At 62.9% G+C, this 20,837-nt stretch carries 12 protein-coding genes and 5 rRNA genes (1 of these 17 cut by a window edge); 3 read left to right on the forward strand and 14 right to left on the reverse strand.

The features are described 5' to 3' along the window. Window positions 1-17: 17 nt before the first annotated feature. Window positions 18-1,376 (forward strand): CPBP family intramembrane glutamic endopeptidase, encoded by a 1,359-nt coding sequence (locus R2J76_RS20500; protein WP_316413532.1) that lies wholly within the window; start codon window positions 18-20, stop codon window positions 1,374-1,376. Here R2J76_RS20500 and rny read toward each other — a convergent pair. The 9 genes from rny to thrS all read right to left on the reverse strand — a co-directional run bounded on the left by rny (window position 1,373) and on the right by thrS (window position 10,218). Beyond that, window positions 1,373-2,992 carry a ribonuclease Y gene (gene rny / locus R2J76_RS20505; protein WP_316413533.1) on the reverse strand — a complete coding sequence of 540 codons (1,620 nt, stop codon included), beginning with the start codon at window positions 2,990-2,992 and terminating at the stop codon, window positions 1,373-1,375. The genes R2J76_RS20500 and rny overlap by 4 nt on opposite strands. A 223-nt stretch (window positions 2,993-3,215) precedes the next feature. Then, complete coding sequence (locus R2J76_RS20510; protein WP_316413534.1) at window positions 3,216-3,575, reverse strand: cell division protein ZapA; 360 nt, start codon at window positions 3,573-3,575, stop codon at window positions 3,216-3,218. After that, entirely contained in the window at window positions 3,572-3,808 is a 237-nt protein-coding gene (gene zapB / locus R2J76_RS20515; RefSeq protein WP_316413535.1) for a cell division protein ZapB, read from the reverse strand. Before zapB ends, R2J76_RS20510 begins: the two co-directional genes overlap by 4 nt. A 21-nt stretch (window positions 3,809-3,829) precedes the next feature. Next, window positions 3,830-5,794, reverse strand: coding sequence for a phenylalanine--tRNA ligase subunit beta (locus R2J76_RS20520; protein ID WP_316413536.1), 1,965 nt, complete (start codon window positions 5,792-5,794; stop codon window positions 3,830-3,832). Continuing rightward, window positions 5,794-6,888, reverse strand: a complete 1,095-nt coding sequence (gene pheS / locus R2J76_RS20525; RefSeq protein ID WP_316413537.1) for a phenylalanine--tRNA ligase subunit alpha — start codon at window positions 6,886-6,888, stop codon at window positions 5,794-5,796. The genes R2J76_RS20520 and pheS overlap by 1 nt, the downstream gene beginning before the upstream one ends. A gap of 73 nt (window positions 6,889-6,961) precedes the next feature. Next, window positions 6,962-7,309: a 50S ribosomal protein L20 gene (gene rplT / locus R2J76_RS20530; RefSeq protein WP_316413538.1), complete on the reverse strand. Its 348-nt coding sequence runs from the start codon at window positions 7,307-7,309 to the stop codon at window positions 6,962-6,964. Between the two features lie 91 nt (window positions 7,310-7,400). Then, entirely contained in the window at window positions 7,401-7,598 is a 198-nt protein-coding gene (gene rpmI / locus R2J76_RS20535; protein WP_306598434.1) for a 50S ribosomal protein L35, read from the reverse strand. Between the two features lie 25 nt (window positions 7,599-7,623). Next, a complete protein-coding gene (infC, locus tag R2J76_RS20540; RefSeq protein ID WP_316415902.1) occupies window positions 7,624-8,238 on the reverse strand; it encodes a translation initiation factor IF-3 in 615 nt (204 codons plus the stop codon). 66 nt (window positions 8,239-8,304) lie between these two features. Continuing rightward, window positions 8,305-10,218, reverse strand: coding sequence for a threonine--tRNA ligase (gene thrS / locus R2J76_RS20545; protein WP_316413539.1), 1,914 nt, complete (start codon window positions 10,216-10,218; stop codon window positions 8,305-8,307). Window positions 10,219-10,358: 140 nt separating this feature from the next. Between thrS and R2J76_RS20550 the strand changes: the two genes are divergently transcribed. Further along, window positions 10,359-11,222: a hypothetical protein gene (locus R2J76_RS20550; RefSeq protein WP_316413540.1), complete on the forward strand. Its 864-nt coding sequence runs from the start codon at window positions 10,359-10,361 to the stop codon at window positions 11,220-11,222. A 46-nt stretch (window positions 11,223-11,268) separates the two neighbouring features. Here the strand turns inward: R2J76_RS20550 and rrf (R2J76_RS20555) are convergent. The 3 genes from rrf (R2J76_RS20555) to R2J76_RS20565 form a co-directional block, all read right to left on the reverse strand. Further along, window positions 11,269-11,384, reverse strand: a 5S ribosomal RNA gene (rrf, locus tag R2J76_RS20555). Between the two features lie 79 nt (window positions 11,385-11,463). After that, window positions 11,464-14,401, reverse strand: a 23S ribosomal RNA gene (locus R2J76_RS20560). A gap of 355 nt (window positions 14,402-14,756) precedes the next feature. Beyond that, window positions 14,757-16,294 (reverse strand): 16S ribosomal RNA (locus R2J76_RS20565). Window positions 16,295-17,144: 850 nt separating this feature from the next. On the opposite strand from R2J76_RS20565, the gene R2J76_RS20570 reads away from it, so the two are divergent. Then, window positions 17,145-17,723, forward strand: coding sequence for a hypothetical protein (locus R2J76_RS20570; protein ID WP_316413541.1), 579 nt, complete (start codon window positions 17,145-17,147; stop codon window positions 17,721-17,723). 66 nt (window positions 17,724-17,789) lie between these two features. Here R2J76_RS20570 and rrf (R2J76_RS20575) read toward each other — a convergent pair. Together rrf (R2J76_RS20575) and R2J76_RS20580 are read right to left on the reverse strand one after the other, a co-directional pair. Continuing rightward, window positions 17,790-17,905, reverse strand: a 5S ribosomal RNA gene (rrf, locus tag R2J76_RS20575). A gap of 79 nt (window positions 17,906-17,984) precedes the next feature. Next, window positions 17,985-20,837: ribosomal RNA gene (locus tag R2J76_RS20580) — 23S ribosomal RNA — on the reverse strand (it continues 85 nt past the right edge of the window). The 16S, 23S and 5S rRNA genes sit together here, the layout of an rRNA operon.

Genomic DNA, 20,837 nt, shown 5'->3' on the forward strand with positions numbered 1-20,837 from the left:
ATGTATCATCCTGGGTCATGGACAGTCGCGCCCCCGAGCCCTGGAACCCCGATCGCGCGTGGGCCGATCCCTTCATCGCGACCCTCGCGCTGCTGGTGGCGCTCGCGGTGAGCTTCAACGCCGGCGCGCGCCGCGCGCGGCCCCCGCGCCCTTCCACGCGGGTCGAGCTGCAGGGCCGCGTCGCGGACGCGACCCTGGCCGCGCCCAAGGTCCTGGGCGCCCTGGCCGGCACCGCCCTGGGCTCCGGCGACGCCCTGGGGTCCCTGGAAAGGAAGACGCCCCCGGGCTGGGACCGGGCCGTGCTCGCGGTGCACGCCGCGGAGCGGGGCGACCTCGCCATGGCCTCGCGCCTGGCGGGCACCGTCCCGGACCCGGCCTTCCGCGCCGTGTGGACCTGGGCCTACCAGGGCGCGGGCCCGGCCCCGCTCCCCGGGGACCGGGCCGCGGTGCGCCGCGCCCTGGGGGAGGGCTACGCCGCCCACATGCTCGAGGCCCGGTGCGAGGCCCGCGCCGGCGGGGACCCCGGGCCCGCCCAGGCCCGGGCCCGGGCCTGGGCCCTGCCCCGCCTCGCGGCCCTTGCCACGGCGGGGCTCGGAGCCTTCCTGCTGGTGCTGGGGGGCCTGGCCATGGCCCTCTACCACCTGGCCGCGGCGCCGCCCCCCCTCCGCCCCCAGCCCCGCTTCGCGCTGCCGGGGCGGGCCCTGCTCATCGTGCTCCTGGGCTGGTTCCTCACCCACCTGGGGGCCGGCTTCGTCACGGGGACCGTCCTGGCCTTCCTGCCCTTCCTGAAACCCGCCTCCCTTCCCCTCACCTACGGCCTCCACGCCGTCCTGGGCACCCTCTACCTCTGCCGGGCCGAGGGCATCTCCCTGCGCGAACTGGCGGCCCGGGTGGCCCCGGGCCCCCACGGGCGGGCCCTGGCCGAGGGCCTGGGCTTCTTCGCCCTGGCCTTCGCCGCCGTGGTGGCCGTCACCGTGGCCCTGAGCCCCCTCCTGCGCGCCTCCGAGCCCCCCCAGCGGGACCTCATGGACCTGCTGGCCCGCACCCACGGGATCCTGCCCGTGGGCCTGCTCTTCCTCACCGTGGCGGTGCTGGCGCCGGTGTTCGAGGAGCTGGTGTTCCGGGGCCTGCTGCTGCCGTGGCTGGGCGAGCGCCTCCAGCCCCGCCTGGGCCGGCGCGGCGGCTGGGTCCTGGCCGTGGCCGTCAGCGGCCTGCTCTTCGGCGCCATGCACCTTCAGCCCCTGGGCCTGCCCACCCTCGGCACCCTGGGCATCGTCCTGGGATTCGCCTTCCTGCGCACGGGCAACCTGCTCACCTGCATCCTCGTCCACGGGCTGTGGAACGGGGGGATCTTCCTGTTCATGCGGGCTTTTTAGCGCGCGTACTCCACGGCCCGGGTCTCGCGCATGACGGTGACCTTGATCTGGCCGGGGTACTGCATTTCCCCCTCGATGCGCTTGGTGACGTCCTTGGCCAGCCAGAAGGCCTGGTCGTCGTTCACCTGGCCGGCGTCCACCATGATGCGGATCTCGCGGCCCGCCTGCATGGCGAAGCTCTTCTGGACGCCCTTGTAGCTGTTGGCGATGGCTTCCAGGGCCTCCAGGCGCTTGACGTAGGTCTCCAGCATTTCGCGCCGGGCGCCAGGACGGGCGGCGCTCAAGGCGTCGGCGGCGGTGATGAGCATCGCCTCCACCGTCTTGGGCTCGAAGTCCCCGTGGTGGCAGCTCATGGCGTGGATGACCGGGTCCTTCTCGCCGAAGCGCTTCAGGAGCTCCATGCCGATCTCGATGTGGGTGCCCTCCACTTCCCGGTCGATGGCCTTGCCGATGTCGTGGAAGAGGCCGGCACGGCGGGCGAGCTTCTGGTCGGCTCCCAGTTCGGCGGCCATGTACTCGGCGATGCGGGCCACCTCCTTGGTGTGCTCCAGGACGTTCTGCCCGTAGCTGGTGCGGTAGTTCAGGCGGCCGATGAGCTTGTGGAGTTTCGGGTGCACGTCGGGGAAGCCCAGGCTGATGGCCGCGGCCTCGCCCAGTTCCTTGAGGTGCTGGTCCATGTCGATCTTGGTCTTCTCCACCACCTCCTCGATGCGGGCGGGGTGGATGCGCCCGTCGGCCAGGAGCTTGAGGATGGCCTGGCGGGCCACCTCCCGGCGGATGGGGTCGAAGCTGCTCACCACGATGGTCTCGGGGGTGTCGTCCACGATGAGGTCGCAGCCCGTGGCCTTCTCCAGGGCCCGGATATTGCGGCCCTCCCGGCCGATGATGCGGCCCTTGAGATCGTCGCTGGGCAGCTGCACGGAACTCACCGCGGCCTCGGACACCACGTCGGAGGCCAGGCGCTGGATGGCGGAGACGATGGTCCAGCGGGCCCGCTTCTGGGCCTCCTCCTGGGCTTCGTCCTCGATGCGGCGCACCAGCTTGGAGGCGTCCATCTTGGCGGTGTACTCCAGCTGGTTCACCAGTTCGACCTTGGCGTCCTCCCGGCTGAGCCCGGCGATGTCCTCCAGCTTCTTGGCCTGCTGTTCCACCAGGAGGCGGCTCTCGGCCTGGAGGGCGGTGAGCTTCTCCTGCTCCTCCTTGAGGCGCTCGGTCTTGGCTTCCACGTCCTTCTGCTTCTGGTCCACCTGGGTGAGCTTCTTGTCGAGGCTGTCCTCCTTGCTCTGGAGGCGCTGTTCCTGCTTTTCCAGGGTCTGCATGCGCTCGTTGGAGAGCTTTTCGGCCTCCTGGCGGGCCTGGAGGGCCTGCTCCTTGGCCTTGAGTTCGGCCTCCTTGCGCAGGGCGTCCGCTTCCCGCTGGCCCCGGTTGACGACCTTGCCGGCCTCCTTCTCCGCTTCGGCCAGGAGCCGGTCGCGCTCGGCCTTGAGTTCGGCCTCGGCCTTGGCGGTGGCCTTGGACACATCCACGACGGCGGCCTGGGCCTTCCTCATCTGGAAGAAGAACCCCACCGCGGCGGCCACCGCGAGGGCAAGGAAGACATAATCCAATGGATTCATGGGACAACTCCTAGGGGGTGGGAGGTGTCGGCATCGGAACCTGTTGGACGATTGAGGATCCCCGCTCGGTCGTGGAGGCTTGCCGTGTTCCCTAGCAAGTAGGGGGGCTACCAGGTTCCCAGTTTAAGGCGCGCCGACGCGCGGAACGCACAAGGCTGGGGGGAAGGTCTCCCGTGGCGTAATACGGAACAAGCGCTTGGCCGTCTCACGGGCCTCGCAGGGATCAGATTCCACGTTCCTCGTCCGTCCCCTGGAAAAGGGGGCCGACCGAGGGATTCTCTTCGTCCGGAACATCGTCGAGTAGCTTGGAGAGGGTCAGTTCCAGGTCCTGTGTCTGCCGACTTTTGTCCTGTTCCAGACGCGCCACGCGGTGCGCCAGGTTCAGGGCCCCCATCAGCAGCCATGTGGATGTGTCCAGCGCTGATGGTGGAACACCCCATCTTAGCTCATAGGCGCGCTCCATGTCGCGGAAGGTGTCCTCAAGAATGGAGGTGGCCCGGTGCAGGTCCTCCGGACCCCCCGTGGAGTGGATTCGGATGGAGCGGCCCAGGACATCCAGCTGGGCCTCATCGCCTGGGGTCATTCGATGCCCTCAACCATCTTGAGAATTGATTCAACTTGCTTCCTCACGCCCTCGCGTTCCTTCTGCCAGGCGGCCTGATCGGCCTGGAGGTCCTCCAGGCGCCGGCGCAGGGTCCGCAGTTCCTCGTCGTGGGTGCCCATGTCCGCCTTCAGGGCGGCCAGTTCGTCCCGGTACTGGTTGCGCTGCTGCACCAGTCCCTGGAGCTTCGTTTCGAGCTGTTTCAGAACGTCCATGGGGGCCTCTTGGCATTCATTCTAGCCCCGAAGTTGGGCACCGAGGGCCTGGGCGGCGTCCAGGGCCGAAAGAACCCAGGTTTCCACCTCCTCCCCGGTGAGGGTGCGGTCCATGGCCTGGAAGCGCAGGCGCATGAGCCAGGCCTGCCGTCCCTGGGGCAGGCTCTTGTGGCGGAACACGTCCACGCAGCGGAGATCCTGCAGGGGCGTCCCGGCCAGGGCTTCCTCCATGGCGGCCTTGAGGGCGGCGTAGGGCTGGTCCAGGCCCACCAGGAGGGACAGGTCCCGCTCCACGGTGGGGAAGCGGCTGAAGGGCGCGAAGCGGGGGATGACCCGCTCCCCGGCGTCGGGGATGGCGTCGATGGGCACTTCGAAATGCCAGCCCAGGACGGCGCCGGTGGCGGCCTCGGTGAATTCCCACCGCCCGAAGGCCGCCAGGTCCGCGGCGGCCACGCCCAGGGCCCGGAGCACGCCCTGGAGGTGGCTGCGGCCCTCGGGGCCGGAGAGCTTCCGGGTGGGCGTCAGGGGGTCCTCCCCCCCCATCTCGCCGCCCCACACCAGGCCCAGGGTCCAGGTCTCCTTCAGGGGCTGGCCGGGGCGGGCCTCGAACACCGGGGCGATCTCGAAGAACCGCACGTCCCGGGCCCCCTTCTCCAGGTTCAGGCGGGCCACCTTGTCCAGGTCCCGCAGGAGGGTGCCGCGCATGAGCGAGTAGTCCTCGCCCAGGGGATTGGCGAGGGCGCGCCGGGCGGGTGCGTCCCCCAGGGCCTCCTCCAGGGGGTCCCCGAACCCCAGGGTCACGGTCTGGAAGAAGCCCAGGTTGGCCAGCCGGGAGGCCAGCTTGCGCCGCTTGAGGTACCCGGGGGCCAGGGGCTCCGGGTGGCTCTCCAGGGGGGGCAGCGCGGAGGGGATGCCGTCGTAGCCCAGGAGGCGGAGCACCTCCTCGGCCAGGTCCTCGGGCAGGCCCAGGTCGTGGCGCCAGGTGGGGGGCGTGACGCGGGCGCCCCCGGGGATGGGCTCCAGGGCGCAGCCCAGGGCCCGCAGCAGGGCCCCGGCCCGCTCCGGATCCACGGGGTGCCCGGAGACCCGGTCCACCATGGACCAGGCCAGTTCGATGGGGGCCTTGGGCGGGGGCGGCGCGCCCACGCTCCAGGCCGAGCGCAGGGTGGCCCCGGCCCAGTCCTGCAGGCGCCGGGCCAGGAGATCCCGGGCCGGCTCGGCCATGGCGGGGTCCGCCCCCCGGCCGAAGCGGTGGGAGGCGTCGGTGTGCAGGCCGTGGCGGTGGGCCATGGCGCGCACGGTGCGGGGGTCGAACCAGGCGCTCTCCAGCAGGACGCGGCGGGTGGCGGCGGTGACCTTGGTGCCCTCGCCGCCCATGACCCCGGCCAGGGCGACGGGGCCGGCCCCGTCGGCGATGAGCAGGTCCCGCGGGGTGAGCTTGCGCTCCACGCCGTCCAGGGTCACCAGGGTCTCGCCCTCCCGGGCCCAGCGCACCTCCAGGAAGTCCTGGATGCGGTCCGCGTCGAAGGCGTGGGAGGGGTGGCCGTAGCGGTGGAGCAGCTCGTTGGAGGCGTCCACCGCGGGCAGGTCCTTGGCCCCGGCGCCCATGGCGCCCAGGAAGGCCTTCACGGGGCCGGGGGTGCCCTGCGGGGCGCCCAGATCCAGCACGGCGGTGGCGTAGAAGGGGCCGGCGTCGCCGGCCTCCAGGCGGATGGGGAGGAGGGGCTGGCCCTGGGCGGGTCCGGCCGCGGGCAGGGGCGTCAGGGCCGCGCCCAGCTTGGCGGCCAGGTCCCGGGCGATGCCCCGGTGGGACTGGGCATCCCCGCGGTTGGCGGTGACGTCCACGTCGAGCACCGTGGCGCCCTCCACGGTCTCCACGCCGTCCACGGGGAAGCCGAGGCCCGCCAGCAGCTCGCAGAGATCGTGGGTGGAGGTGCCCGCGAGGGCCGGGAGCTCCTGGTGCAGTGCGCCGAGTTCGATGAGCATCAGTCCAGCCCTCCCATGGTCTTGAGGAATCGTTGGTCGTTCTCGAAGAAGAGCCTCAGGTCGGGGGTCTGGCTCACCATCATCGCGGTGCGCTCGACGCCCATGCCGAAGGCGAAGCCGCTCCACACGGTGGGGTCGATGCCGGCGAAGGTCAGGATGTTGGGGTGCAGGAGCCCCGCGCCCAGGAGCTCCACCCAGCCCGAGCCCTTGCACACGCGGCACCCCGCGCCGCCGCACAGGGGGCAGCGCACGTCCATTTCCGCCCCCGGCTCCACGAACGGGAAGTAGCTGGGCCGGAACCGCACCTCGGCCCCGGGCCCGAAGAGGGCCTTCATGGCGTAGGCCAGGGTCCCCTTAAGGTGGTGCATGCCGATGCCCTTGCCGATGAGCATGCCCTCCACCTGGTGGAACATGGGGCTGTGGGTGGGATCGATCTCGTCCTTGCGGTAGACCCGGCCCGGGGCCAGGAACCGGATGCCGCCGTTGCGCTCCAGGGCGCTGAGGCCGTCGGGGCCCTTTTCCGCGATGCGCTTGAGGACCCGCACCTGCACCGGGCTGGTGTGGGTGCGCAGCAGGAGCCCGTCGGAATCCTTGAAGTAGAAGGTGTCCGCGCTTCCCCGGGCCGGGTGGTCCTCGGGGATGTTGAGGCCGTCGAAGTTGTGCTCCTCGGTCTCGGCCTCGGGGCCCTCCTCCACGTGGTAGCCCAGGGGGCGGAACACGTCCACCAGGCGGTCCATGAGGCGGTTCAGGGGGTGCAGGGCCCCCTGGGCCGGCAGGGGCGAGGGCAGGGCCGGGTCCCAGGCGTTGGCCAGGGCCGCGGTGGCCTTGCGGGCCTCCTCCAGCTGGGCCTGGCGCTCCCGGAGGCCCTCCTCCCACTGGGTCTTGAGGGCGTTGGCGGCGGCGCCCAGTTCGCGCTTGTGCTCCTTGGGGGCGGCCTTGAGCAGCTCCATGAGCCGCGCGGCGTGGCTGGCCTCGCGGCCCACGAAGGCCCCCTTCAGGCGCAGGAGGGCGTCCAGGTCGGCGCAGGCCGCGAGGGCCCCGGGGAAGGACCGGTGGGCCTCTTGGATTTCGGGTGGCAGCAGGGGGGTTTCCATGGCGTTTCCTCTAAACAGAGGAAGGCCGCGTGAGCGGCCTTCCGGTCTGTTGCGATGGTGGAGATTGCTTCGCTCAGCCCTTGGCCACGGCCACGAGCTTGGTAAAGGCCTCCGGATTGCGCACGGCGAGGTCGGCGAGGATCTTGCGGTCCAGGTCGATGCTGGCCTTCTTCAGGCCGCCCATGAAGCGGGAGTAGGACAGGCCGTTCTGCTCGGCGGCGGCGCCGATGCGGACGATCCAGAGGCGGCGGAAATCGCGCTTGCGCACCTTGCGGTCGCGGTAGGAATAGAGCAGGGCCTTCTCGACGGCTTCCTTCGCGCTCCGGTAGAGGCGGGACTTGGCGCCGTAGAAACCCTTGGCGAACTTCAGCATCCGCTTGCGGCGCTGAACTCGCTTGAATCCACGTTTGACTCGGGTCATCGGTTCTTCCTTTCCTTGTGGCAATCCCGTTCAGGGATTTTGAAGGCCACTGCGGGGGCGGCGGGGGCCGCCGGGGTCGTTGGCTTCCTGATCAGGCGTAGGGGAGCATGGCGCGGACGCGTCCGAGATCGGACTTGTCCACCATTCCGCCCATGTCCAGCTGGCGCTTGCGCTTGCTGGACTTGCTGGTCAGGATGTGGCGCTGGTGGGAACAGCCGCGCTTGAAGAGACCGCTGCCGGTCTTCTTGAAGCGCTTCTGGGCGCCCTTGTGGGTCTTGAGCTTGGGCATGACATACCTCTAGCGGGTGAATGGATCAGAGCGATCCGGCTACCTTCGCCCCCGCTTCCTCGGAACCAGGTTCCTCGGCTTTGGGGACTGGGGGTTTGGTGGGCTTGACCTTCTTTACCAACTGCTCGACCGGCCTGGGGATGATGATGGCGTGCATATCGCGGCCATCGATGCCGGCGGGCTTCTCGACGATGCACCGCTCGCCGATGCGGACGAGCACTTCTTCGATGATCCGGTAGCCGATGTCCCGGTGGACCACTTCGCGGCCCCGGAACATGACGACGACCTTCACCTTGTCCCCCTCCTCGAGGAAGCGGAGGATGTGCTTGACCTTGAAATCGAAGTCGTGGTCGTCGGTGCGGGGGCGGAACTTGACCTCCTTGACCACGATGTTCTTCTGCTTGGCGCGGGCCGCGTGCTCCCGCTTGGCCTCCATGAACTTGTACTTGCCATAGTCCATGATCCTGCAGACCGGAGGGTTGGCGGTGGGGGACACCTCAACCACATCAAGGCCCTTGGCCTCAGCGACACGGACGGCCTCATGCGGGGTCATCACACCCAGCTGGGTTCCGTCCTCGTCGATGACTCTGACTTCCGCGGCGCGGATGCCATCGTTGATTCTCGTTTCGTTAGCTCGGATACGTTCCTCCCCATCATTGCAAGGAAAGTGATGTTATCAGTCATTTCCCAAAAAATAAAGCAAAGATCACCGTGCCCTCGTCCGGATCTCCTGCGCCAGGGCGTCGAAGAACCCGTCCAGGGGCTGGGCCCCCAGGTCGCCACGGTGGCGGTGCCGGACGGAAACGGTTCCGGCGGCGGCTTCCCGGTCCCCCAGCACGAGCATGTAGGGAACCTTGCTCAGCTGGGCGTCCCGGATCTTGGCATTGACCTTCTCGTTGCGCAGATCCAGCTCCACCCGCACGCCCAGGTCCAGGGCCCGGTCCCGGATGGCCCGGGCGTAGTCGTGGGCCCGGTCCGTGATGGGCAGGATGGCCACCTGCACGGGGGCCAGCCAGGTGGGGAAGGCTCCGGCGCAGTGTTCGATGAGAATTCCCATGAACCGCTCAAGACTGCCCAGGATGGCCCGGTGGAGCATCACGGGCTGGCCCTCGGAGCCGTCGGCCTTCACGTAGATGAGGCCGAAGCGGCTGGGCATGGAGTAGTCCACCTGCAGGGTGCCCAGCTGCCAGGGCCGCTTGAGGGCGTCCAGCACCTGGAAATCGATCTTGGGCCCGTAGAAGGCCCCGTCCCCCGCGTTGATGTTGTAGGGCATGCCCGCCTCGTCCAGGGCGGAGGCCAGGGCCCCCTCGGCGTGGTCCCAGATCTCGTCGCTGCCCAGGCGGCTTTCGGGCCGGGTGGACAGGTTCACCCGCAGCTCGTCGAAGCCGAAGGTGTGGTAGACGTTGCGGATGAAATCCAGGAAGGAGGCCATTTCCTCCTTCATCTGCTCGGGCATGCAGTAGATGTGGGCGTCGTCCTGGCAGAAGGTGCGCACCCGGGTGAGGCCGTGGGTGACGCCCGAGCGCTCGTACCGGTGGAGGCGGCCGAAGTCCGCGTAGCGGATGGGCAGGTCCCGGTAGCTGTGCCGCCCGTTGCCGAAGATCAGGCAGTGGCTGGGGCAGTTCATGGGCTTCAGGGCGTACTCCCGCTCGTCCACCGTCGTGAAGTACATGTTGTCCACGTAGTGGTCGTAGTGCCCGCTGGTCTTCCACAGGGCCACGTCCAGGGCCTGGGGGGTGATCACCTCGGAATAGCCCTGCCTGGCGTACAGGGAGCGCATGTAATTGACCAGTTCGTTGTAGACGATGGTGCCCTTGGGGTGGAAGAAGGGCGAGGCGGGGGCCTCCGGATGGAAGGAGAAGAGGCCCAGCTCCTTGCCCAGCTTGCGGTGGTCCCGGGTGCGGGCCTCCTCCAGAAGGCGGAGGTGCTCCTCCAGCTCCTTGGCCGTGTGGAAGGCCGTGCCGTAGATGCGACAGAGCTGGGCGTTCTTCTCGTCCCCCTTCCAGTAGGCGGCGGCCGTGTTCAGGAGCTTGAAGGCCTTGAGCTTGCCCGTATCCGGCACGTGGGGGCCGCGGCAGAGGTCATAGAAATCGCCCTGGCGGTACCCGGAAATCCGTTCGTCCGCCGGAATGTCCGAAACCAGTTCGACCTTGAGCCCTTCGCCCAGGCCCTGGAACAGGGCCACGGCCTGGTCCCGGCCCAGCTCCTCCCGGAGGACCGGCACGGCCTCCTGGCTGAGGCGCCGCATCTCCGCCTCGATGGCGACCAGATCCTCGGGGGTGAAGAAGGGATCGACCATGAAATCATAATAAAAGCCATCCTCGATGACCGGACCGATGCCGACCTTGGCCTTGGGGAAGAGCCTCTTCACCGCCTGGGCCAGGAGGTGGGCCGCCGAGTGGCGGATGACGTCGATGGATTCGGGGTCCTTGCTGGTGACCACGGCGACCCGGGAGCCCTCCGCCAGGGGGGTCCTGAGGTCCATGAGCCGGCCGTCCACGCGCATCGCCAGGGCGGCGTCCAGGAGGCGGGGGCTGATGGCCAGGGCCAGGTCCGCGCCGGTAGCCCCATCCGGCATTTCACGGATGGAATCATCGGGAAGACGGACTGAAACGGCCATGGTGATCCTCACGTCAAACCTCAAGCTTACTCCAAACCTGCGCCCACCGCCCGTCCCATGTGGGCGGGAGCCGCAAGGGCCCTGCGCGCCGGAACCTTTGGGGCCCTCGGGGCAACGTCTTATGCGTAGGAGGAGCCCCCATGGTTTCGTTCCTGAAATCCGCAATGGTGGGCTGCATCCTGGTGCCCACCCCCGCGCCGGCGTCCCCCACGGACGAACAGGTCCGGCAGCAGTGCCTGGAGGCCCGGGCCGCCCTGGACGCCTGGAAGGCGCATCCGGCCCCCCGGGGAAAGGTGATGCTGGTCCTGGGGGCCCGCACCCAGGAGGCCGGCCGGTTCCGGGATCCCTCCCTGGAGGCCGCCGTGGCGCCCCTCTGGGTCTTCGCGAGCCTGGACGCCCATGCGCCTTCGCCGGAGCCCCACGTGCAGCTGGATTTCAATCGGGCGATGCACCTGCACCATCTGGCCGCGGCCTTCGCCGGCCAGATCGACGGGATCCTGTTCGATCATTCCGTCGTGAAGTTCACCGAGTGGACCGGCATCCATTACCAGATGCTCAAGCGCCTCCTGGCGCCCCGGGGCACCCTGTTCCTGCCCATCGAGAGCTGGGGCGGCCTCTCCTTCGGGGTCAACCCGGGCCACCTCCACGATCCGCTCGACCAGGACCGGCCCACGGGGGACCGGGATTTCGACGCCCGGCGATTCGGGCGCATCCTTCACCTGGCCATGATCCGCAGCGAACGGATCCGGTCGGTGGCCGGACACCCCCTGACCTGGCTGCCGGGAATGCTCCAGGTGCCCATGAACTGGCTGAGCCTGCCCCCCGAACTCCGGGCCGGCGCCCTGGCCTTCTGGAAGGACACCTACCTCGTCCCCGAGCTCCGGAAGAACCTTGGGAACCGCACCGGCTTCCGGACGATCGCGAGGGTGAGGTTCACCCCGGCCTTCCTGAAGGCCCACCCCAGCTGCGCCGGCGGGGTGGAGTACCTGGCCTGCAAGCCCTGAAAACAGGCACGAAAAAGCCCCCGCGTGAGCGGGGGCTTGGGTTTTAACGTCGCGGCGACCTACTTTTCCACCTGTGTGCCAGGAAGTATCATCGGCCCTCTGGAGCTTAACTGCCGTGTTCGGGATGGGAACGGGTGTGACCTCCAGGGTAAAGCCACGACGAAGGGTGCAAAAACGAAGGGTTGGGCGAGACGAGCCATTTCAAGCATTGTCTCATTGATGGGATGCAATTGATTGATGAAAAGTCAAGCCAGTGGACCAATTAGTATCGCTCAGCTCAACGCGTTGCCGCGCTTACACATGCGACCTATCAACGTCGTGGTCTACGACGGGTCTCGTGGGGAGATCTCATCTTGAGGGGTGTTTCGCGCTTAGATGCTTTCAGCGCTTCTCACTTCCCGACATAGCTACCCAGCATTGCATTTGGAAACACAACTGGAACACCAGAGGTCAGTCCATCCCGGTCCTCTCGTACTAAGGACAGGTCCTCTCAAATCTCCTACGCCCACACTAGATAGGGACCGAACTGTCTCGCGACGTTCTGAACCCAACTCACGTACCGCTATTGATCGGCGAACAGCCGAACCCTTGGGACCTGCTTCAGCCCCAGGATGCGATGAGTCGACATCGAGGTGCCAAACCTTGCCGTCGATATGAACTCTTGGGCAAGATCAGCCTGTTATCCCCGGCGTACCTTTTATCCGTTGAGCGATGGCCCTTCCATGCGGAACCACCGGATCACTATGACCTGCTTTCGCATCTGCTCGACGTGTGTGTCTCGCAGTTAAGCTCCCTTATACCATTGCGCTCTGCGGCTGATTTCCAAACAGCCTGAGGGAACCTTTGCACGCCTCCGTTACTCTTTAGGAGGCGACCGCCCCAGTCAAACTACCCGCCTGACACTGTCTTCCACCCGGATTACGGGCGCGAGTTAGAGATCAGCATTGCGCAGGGAAGTATCTCAACGACGACTCCACCGACCCTGACGAGCCAGTTTCAAAGTCTCCTTCCTATCCTGCACAGCACAATGCCAACCTCAATGTCAAGATGTAGTAAAGGTGCACGGGGTCTTTCCGTCTAAGTGCGGGTAACCGGCATCTTCACCGGTGCTACAAGTTCGCTGAGTCTCTGCTGGAGACAGTTTCCAGATCGTTACGCCATTCGTGCAGGTCGGAACTTACCCGACAAGGAATTTCGCTACCTTAGGACCGTTATAGTTACGGCCGCCGTTCACCGGGGCTTAAATTCGCAGCTTCGCTTGCGCTGACCGCTCCTCTTGACCTTCCGGCACCGGGCAGGCGTCAGCCCCTATACCTCCTCTTTGGAGTTTGCAGAGACCTGTGTTTTTGTTAAACAGTCGCCTGGAACATTTATGTGCCACCACCTCGGGCTATGAACCCTACCGTGGTACCCCTTCTCCCGAAGTTACGGGGTTAATTTGCCGAGTTCCTTCAGCAGAGTTCTCTCAAACGCCTGAGGATTCTCTCCTCGACTACCTGTGTCGGTTTGCGGTACGGTCACACTTGGATCTCCTTAGCAGCTTTTCTCGGCAGTGTAGGATCAGGACTTTTCGTCACAGGCCTCGGGCTCGTGCCCACCGGACTTCCCTGGCGGACACCCTTGATCTGTTTCGCAGCACATTCCATAGCGCTGCGTCCCTACCTTCCTGCGTCCCTGCATCGTACAAACGACCCAAACATGGTGCGGGAATATTAACCAGCTTTCCATCGCCTACGCCTTTCGGCCTCGGCTTAGGGACCGACTAACCCAACGCGGATTGACCTTGCGTTGGAAACCTTAGTCTTACGGCGGACGGGGTTCTCACCCGTCTTTACGCTACTTATGCCGACAGAGTCTCTTCCCATGTCTCCAGCTGTCCTTGCGGTCAACCTTCGCAGACGTAGGGAATGCTCCCCTACCACATAGTTCGCAGCTTCGGTAACATGCTTGAGCCCCGTTGAATTGTCGGCACAGACCCGCTTGACCAGTGAGCTATTACGCTTTCTTTAAAGGATAGCTGCTTCTAAGCTAACCTCCTGGCTGTCTAAGCACATCCACATCCTTTTCCACTTAGCATGTATTTTGGGACCTTAGCTGGCGATCTGGGTTCTTTCCCTCTCGACTACGGATCTTATCACCCGCAGTCTGACTGCCGGACTTCACGGCGTGCCATTCGAAGATTGGTTGGATTCAGTAAGCTGGTAAGCCCCCTAGTCCATTCAGGTCTCTACCTGCACGACGAAACATCCGACGCTAGCCCTAAAGCTATTTCGGGGAGAACGAGCTATCACGGAATTTGATTGGCCTTTCACCCCTATCCTCAACTCATCCAAGCGGTTTTCAACCCACACTGGTTCGGACCTCCATTCGGTGTCACCCGAACTTCATCCTGGTCAAGGATAGATCATCCCGTTTCGCGTCTATTCCCAGCGACTGTTCGCCCTATTCAGACTCGGTTTCCCTGCGGCACCGCCTCATCGGCTTCGCCTCGCCACTGAAAATAACTAGCCGGCTCATTATGCAAAAGGCACGCGATTCCCCTGGTGTACCATAGGGGTTTCACTGCTTGTAGATTGACGGTTTCAGGTTCTATTTCACTCCCCTCATCGGGGTTCTTTTCGCCTTTCCCTCACGGTACTGGTTCACTATCGGTCTGATGGACCTATTTAGCCTTACGGCATGGTCGCCGCAAATTCCAGCAAGGTTTCTCGTGCCCCGCTGTACTTGGGAACACCAACCGGAGATGCAGCAGATTTCGCGTAAGGGGCTATCACCCTCTATGGCCGGCTTTTCCAAACCGTTCCACTATCTGTGCATTTTGTAACTCCGCACCCGTCATGCGCGACGGACATGTGGGTCCCTCGACCCCCCCTACGCAACGCTCGCATGCTTACACGTAGGAGGTTTGGGCTCTACCGGGTTCGCTCGCCGCTACTTCCGGTATCACTATTGTTTTCTTTTCCTGTGGGTACTGAGATGGTTCACTTCCCCACGTTCGCCTCTCCGAGCCTATGAATTCAGCTCGGGGATTGCCAGGCTTTCACCTGACAGGGTTTCCCCATTCGGACATTCCCGGATCACCGTTCGCGTGCAACTCCCCGGGACTTTTCGCAGCTTACCACGTCCTTCATCGCGGCCATCAGCCAAGGCATTCACCGTCAACCCTTAATCACTTGACTTTTCATCAATGAATTCCATCGATCAAAAAGCCTTTGCTTGAGAGTTTAAACTCAATTTACTCGCCTTAAGCCCACCCTACCCTGAAGCAGGATGGATCACCCTTCTATTTTCGCTCTTCAACTGTCAAAGATACTTCTCAACCCTTGAGCTGAATCCAACGGCACCTCGGTGCCCCTCGCTTCAGCCCAACCCGTCGTCCGGGGCGGCTTGGAAAGCCGGATAAATACAGCGTCTTGCGACGCAACGAATGGAAACGTTGACCATTGGTCATTTTGACTCGCCGCTCCCTTGTCTTCGACAAGAGAGAGCTTGTCATCATTTGAAGCAGGGCTTCAAATGTTGACCGCTCCTTAGAAAGGAGGTGATCCAGCCACAGGTTCTCCTACAGCTACCTTGTTACGACTTCACCCCAATCACCAAGTTCACCATTGAGACCTGACCCCTTGCGGTTATCTCAGCCTCTTCAAGTGCTCCCGGCTTTCGTGATGTGACGGGCGGTGTGTACAAGGCCCGGGAACGTATTCACCGTATCATTCTGATACACGATTACTAGCGATTCCACCTTCATGCAGTCGAGTTGCAGACTGCAATCCGAACTGAGGACGACTTTCTCCGATTAGCTCCACCTCGCGGCTTTGCAACGGTTTGTATCGCCCATTGTAGCACGTGTGTAGCCCTGGACATAAGGGCCATGAGGACTTGACATCATCCCCACCTTCCTCCCGGTTAACCCGGGCGGTCCCCCTAGAGTTCCCGCCTTGACGCGCTGGCAACTAAGGGTAAGGGTTGCGCTCGTTGCGGGACTTAACCCAACATCTCACGACACGAGCTGACGACAGCCATGCAGCACCTCTGCAGCAGTTCTTGCGAAAAGCGATGTCTCCACCGCGGTCCACTGCAGTTCAAGCCCAGGTAAGGTTCTTCGCGTTGCGTCGAATTAAACCACATGCTCCACCGCTTGTGCGGGCCCCCGTCAATTCCTTTGAGTTTCAGCCTTGCGACCGTACTCCCCAGGCGGAACACTTATCGCGTTAGCTACGGCACGGCAGGGGTCAACTCCCACCACACCAAGTGTTCATCGTTTACAGCGTGGACTACCAGGGTATCTAATCCTGTTTGCTACCCACACTTTCGCGCCTCAGCGTCAGTTACTGTCCAGGTGGCCGCCTTCGCCACTGGTATTCCTCCACATCTCTACGCATTTCACCGCTACACGTGGAATTCTACCACCCTCTCCAGCACTCTAGCCTTCCAGTCTGAGATGCAGTTCCCAAGTTAAGCTCGGGGATTGCACATCTCACTTAAAAAACCGCCTACGCGCCCTTTACGCCCAATAATTCCGAATAACGCTTGCCCCCTCTGTATTACCGCGGCTGCTGGCACAGAGTTAGCCGGGGCTTCCTCTCCAGGTACCGTCAAGCCAATCGTCTGTTCAACGACCGACCTTCGTCCCTGACGACAGGGTTTTACGATCCGAAGACCTTCATCACCCACGCGGCGTTGCTGCGTCAGGCTTTCGCCCATTGCGCAAAATTCCCCACTGCTGCCTCCCGTAGGAGTCTGGACCGTGTCTCAGTTCCAGTGTGGCCGATCACCCTCTCAGGCCGGCTACTGATCGTCGCCTTGGTAGGCCGTTACCCCACCAACTAGCTAATCAGACGCAGGACCCTCTCCTTGCCCCAGGCCTTGCGGTCCCCAGGTTTCACCATGGACGTCCCAGTCCATGGTCTCATGCGGTATTACCACTCCTTTCGGAGCGTTATTCCCCACAAAGAGGTAGGTTTCCCACGCGTTACTCACCCGTCTGCCATGCACCTTGCGGCACATCCGACTTGCATGTGTTAGGCACGCCGCCAGCGTTCATTCTGAGCCAGGATCAAACTCTCATGTTCAATACCTAAAGCTCGTTCGTTCACCATCCCGAAGGACGGTGACGTTATTCGCTTGGTTGTATGCTGTCCGACTCGATCCGAAGATCGAACCAGACTCAAAGGTTTCCATTCTCTTTATCCGGCTTTCAAAGACGCCCGGAACGACCAACCGGCTTCACCTGCCTGGCTTGCCTTCTTCCCGGCTCCGCAACCTCAATCGCGGCAGAAATAAAAGTCTACCAGAGAAACCGGGGATGGCAATACCTTTTTTGGGGCCGGATGTGAATTTCTTCGGTGTATTCCTGGAAGGGCGATTTGGGTGCGGGTGCACAAGGGACGCCCTTGTATTTTCAAGATGCTTTTCTTTCGCGTGAAATCCCCGTTTCCAAGAATTCCTTCTCTTCCCAGCGCCCCAGCGAATCCTCAGCGCCCCAGCGTTTGATTCTTTCCAGGACTCCATCGGCGCGTCTCGGACAGGCGTCCGGTGGATTCGAGCGAAGGACAAAACGCTGGGGCGCTGGGGGCTCGCTGGGGCGCTGGGAAAGGAAAGATGCCCTGGCCTGCAAAAACGGAAGGTGTCCCGATGTCCAGACGGGAAGGATTTCGTTCGAATCCGATCGAATGGGTCGAATGTTCCGGGATTCATTCACCCTTACAAAGCCCAATGAAACCTTTGGATGCAATCATTTCTTGGCTTGGGGTGCCGGATTAGGTTGGATTGATTCAATCACTTTTGAGGCCGATTGAATCCATTCCTTTGAATCAATCCCGTTCGAACGCATGTCGCCCCAGGTCTTCCGGCGGGAGCTGGCGCGCCTGGTGGCTGAAGGGTGGATCCGTGTCAGTGGACAGACGAAGGCCACCCCCAACCATGCGGGCTCCCAACAGCCACGCGACTCCGGGCAGGGCCGAGCCGGGGCAACCCGCCGGCACCTACGCGCGCCAGGTTCTCCAACGGCTGCTTGTGGACCCCGCCGGGGAGCTGGTTCCCGATGTGCGGACCCTCCTGAACCTGCACGCCCAATTGATGGAAAACCTCCTGGGTGATCCCATGGACGTGGCCCCGGCCGCCTTCACCGACGGGGTCTTGGCCGTATACGAACTGAACCGGATCGACCTGCTCCGGGACGTGTTCACCTTCGCCTACGAGCGGTCCTGTGCCCACTACAAGGCCATCCGCACCTCCCTGGGGGAACCCGATCCCTTCCGCCTGGTCTACCGCACGTCCCTCAAAGGCGTGGTCCGGGAGGTGATCCTGGCCCGGGAGCAGGGGACCGCGGCCAGCGACCGGATCTGGGCCCATGCCCAAGCCCCTATTCCGGAGGCGGCCCGGGACCGCTTCCGGGCGGCGGCGGAGACCGAACTCGCCAATCTCCACGAAGGCAACTTCGCGCGGGACCAGGTGCGACCCTCCCAATTCGAGGCTTGGCGCGCGGGCACGGAACCCTGATGGCCGGCCGCCGGCCCTGGAAGCGGGCACGAAAAAGCCCCCGCGTGAGCGGGGGCTTGGGTTTTAACGTCGCGGCGACCTACTTTTCCACCTGTGTGCCAGGAAGTATCATCGGCCCTCTGGAGCTTAACTGCCGTGTTCGGGATGGGAACGGGTGTGACCTCCAGGGTAAAGCCACGACGAAGGGTGCAAAAACGAAGGGTTGGGCGAGACGAGCCATTTCAAGCATTGTCTCATTGATGGGATGCAATTGATTGATGAAAAGTCAAGCCAGTGGACCAATTAGTATCGCTCAGCTCAACGCGTTGCCGCGCTTACACATGCGACCTATCAACGTCGTGGTCTACGACGGGTCTCGTGGGGAGATCTCATCTTGAGGGGTGTTTCGCGCTTAGATGCTTTCAGCGCTTCTCACTTCCCGACATAGCTACCCAGCATTGCATTTGGAAACACAACTGGAACACCAGAGGTCAGTCCATCCCGGTCCTCTCGTACTAAGGACAGGTCCTCTCAAATCTCCTACGCCCACACTAGATAGGGACCGAACTGTCTCGCGACGTTCTGAACCCAACTCACGTACCGCTATTGATCGGCGAACAGCCGAACCCTTGGGACCTGCTTCAGCCCCAGGATGCGATGAGTCGACATCGAGGTGCCAAACCTTGCCGTCGATATGAACTCTTGGGCAAGATCAGCCTGTTATCCCCGGCGTACCTTTTATCCGTTGAGCGATGGCCCTTCCATGCGGAACCACCGGATCACTATGACCTGCTTTCGCATCTGCTCGACGTGTGTGTCTCGCAGTTAAGCTCCCTTATACCATTGCGCTCTGCGGCTGATTTCCAAACAGCCTGAGGGAACCTTTGCACGCCTCCGTTACTCTTTAGGAGGCGACCGCCCCAGTCAAACTACCCGCCTGACACTGTCTTCCACCCGGATTACGGGCGCGAGTTAGAGATCAGCATTGCGCAGGGAAGTATCTCAACGACGACTCCACCGACCCTGACGAGCCAGTTTCAAAGTCTCCTTCCTATCCTGCACAGCACAATGCCAACCTCAATGTCAAGATGTAGTAAAGGTGCACGGGGTCTTTCCGTCTAAGTGCGGGTAACCGGCATCTTCACCGGTGCTACAAGTTCGCTGAGTCTCTGCTGGAGACAGTTTCCAGATCGTTACGCCATTCGTGCAGGTCGGAACTTACCCGACAAGGAATTTCGCTACCTTAGGACCGTTATAGTTACGGCCGCCGTTCACCGGGGCTTAAATTCGCAGCTTCGCTTGCGCTGACCGCTCCTCTTGACCTTCCGGCACCGGGCAGGCGTCAGCCCCTATACCTCCTCTTTGGAGTTTGCAGAGACCTGTGTTTTTGTTAAACAGTCGCCTGGAACATTTATGTGCCACCACCTCGGGCTATGAACCCTACCGTGGTACCCCTTCTCCCGAAGTTACGGGGTTAATTTGCCGAGTTCCTTCAGCAGAGTTCTCTCAAACGCCTGAGGATTCTCTCCTCGACTACCTGTGTCGGTTTGCGGTACGGTCACACTTGGATCTCCTTAGCAGCTTTTCTCGGCAGTGTAGGATCAGGACTTTTCGTCACAGGCCTCGGGCTCGTGCCCACCGGACTTCCCTGGCGGACACCCTTGATCTGTTTCGCAGCACATTCCATAGCGCTGCGTCCCTACCTTCCTGCGTCCCTGCATCGTACAAACGACCCAAACATGGTGCGGGAATATTAACCAGCTTTCCATCGCCTACGCCTTTCGGCCTCGGCTTAGGGACCGACTAACCCAACGCGGATTGACCTTGCGTTGGAAACCTTAGTCTTACGGCGGACGGGGTTCTCACCCGTCTTTACGCTACTTATGCCGACAGAGTCTCTTCCCATGTCTCCAGCTGTCCTTGCGGTCAACCTTCGCAGACGTAGGGAATGCTCCCCTACCACATAGTTCGCAGCTTCGGTAACATGCTTGAGCCCCGTTGAATTGTCGGCACAGACCCGCTTGACCAGTGAGCTATTACGCTTTCTTTAAAGGATAGCTGCTTCTAAGCTAACCTCCTGGCTGTCTAAGCACATCCACATCCTTTTCCACTTAGCATGTATTTTGGGACCTTAGCTGGCGATCTGGGTTCTTTCCCTCTCGACTACGGATCTTATCACCCGCAGTCTGACTGCCGGACTTCACGGCGTGCCATTCGAAGATTGGTTGGATTCAGTAAGCTGGTAAGCCCCCTAGTCCATTCAGGTCTCTACCTGCACGACGAAACATCCGACGCTAGCCCTAAAGCTATTTCGGGGAGAACGAGCTATCACGGAATTTGATTGGCCTTTCACCCCTATCCTCAACTCATCCAAGCGGTTTTCAACCCACACTGGTTCGGACCTCCATTCGGTGTCACCCGAACTTCATCCTGGTCAAGGATAGATCATCCCGTTTCGCGTCTATTCCCAGCGACTGTTCGCCCTATTCAGACTCGGTTTCCCTGCGGCACCGCCTCATCGGCTTCGCCTCGCCACTGAAAATAACTAGCCGGCTCATTATGCAAAAGGCACGCGATTCCCCTGGTGTACCATAGGGGTTTCACTGCTTGTAGATTGACGGTTTCAGGTTCTATTTCACTCCCCTCATCGGGGTTCTTTTCGCCTTTCCCTCACGGTACTGGTTCACTATCGGTCTGATGGACCTATTTAGCCTTACGGCATGGTCGCCGCAAATTCCAGCAAGGTTTCTCGTGCCCCGCTGTACTTGGGAACACCAACCGGAGATGCAGCAGATTTCGCGTAAGGGGCTATCACCCTCTATGGCCGGCTTTTCCAAACCGTTCCACTATCTGTGCATTTTGTAACTCCGCACCCGTCATGCGCGACGGACATGTGGGTCCCTCGACCCCCCCTACGCAACGCTCGCATGCTTACACGTAGGAGGTTTGGGCTCTACCGGGTTCGCTCGCCGCTACTTCCGGTATCACTATTGTTTTCTTTTCCTGTGGGTACTGAGATGGTTCACTTCCCCACGTTCGCCTCTCCGAGCCTATGAATTCAGCTCGGGGATTGCCAGGCTTTCACCTGACAGGGTTTCCCCATTCGGACATTCCCGGATCACCGTTCGCGTGCAA

Origin of the sequence: Mesoterricola silvestris, assembly GCF_030295405.1 — a bacterium.
Lineage (GTDB): Bacteria > Acidobacteriota > Holophagae > Holophagales > Holophagaceae > Mesoterricola > Mesoterricola silvestris.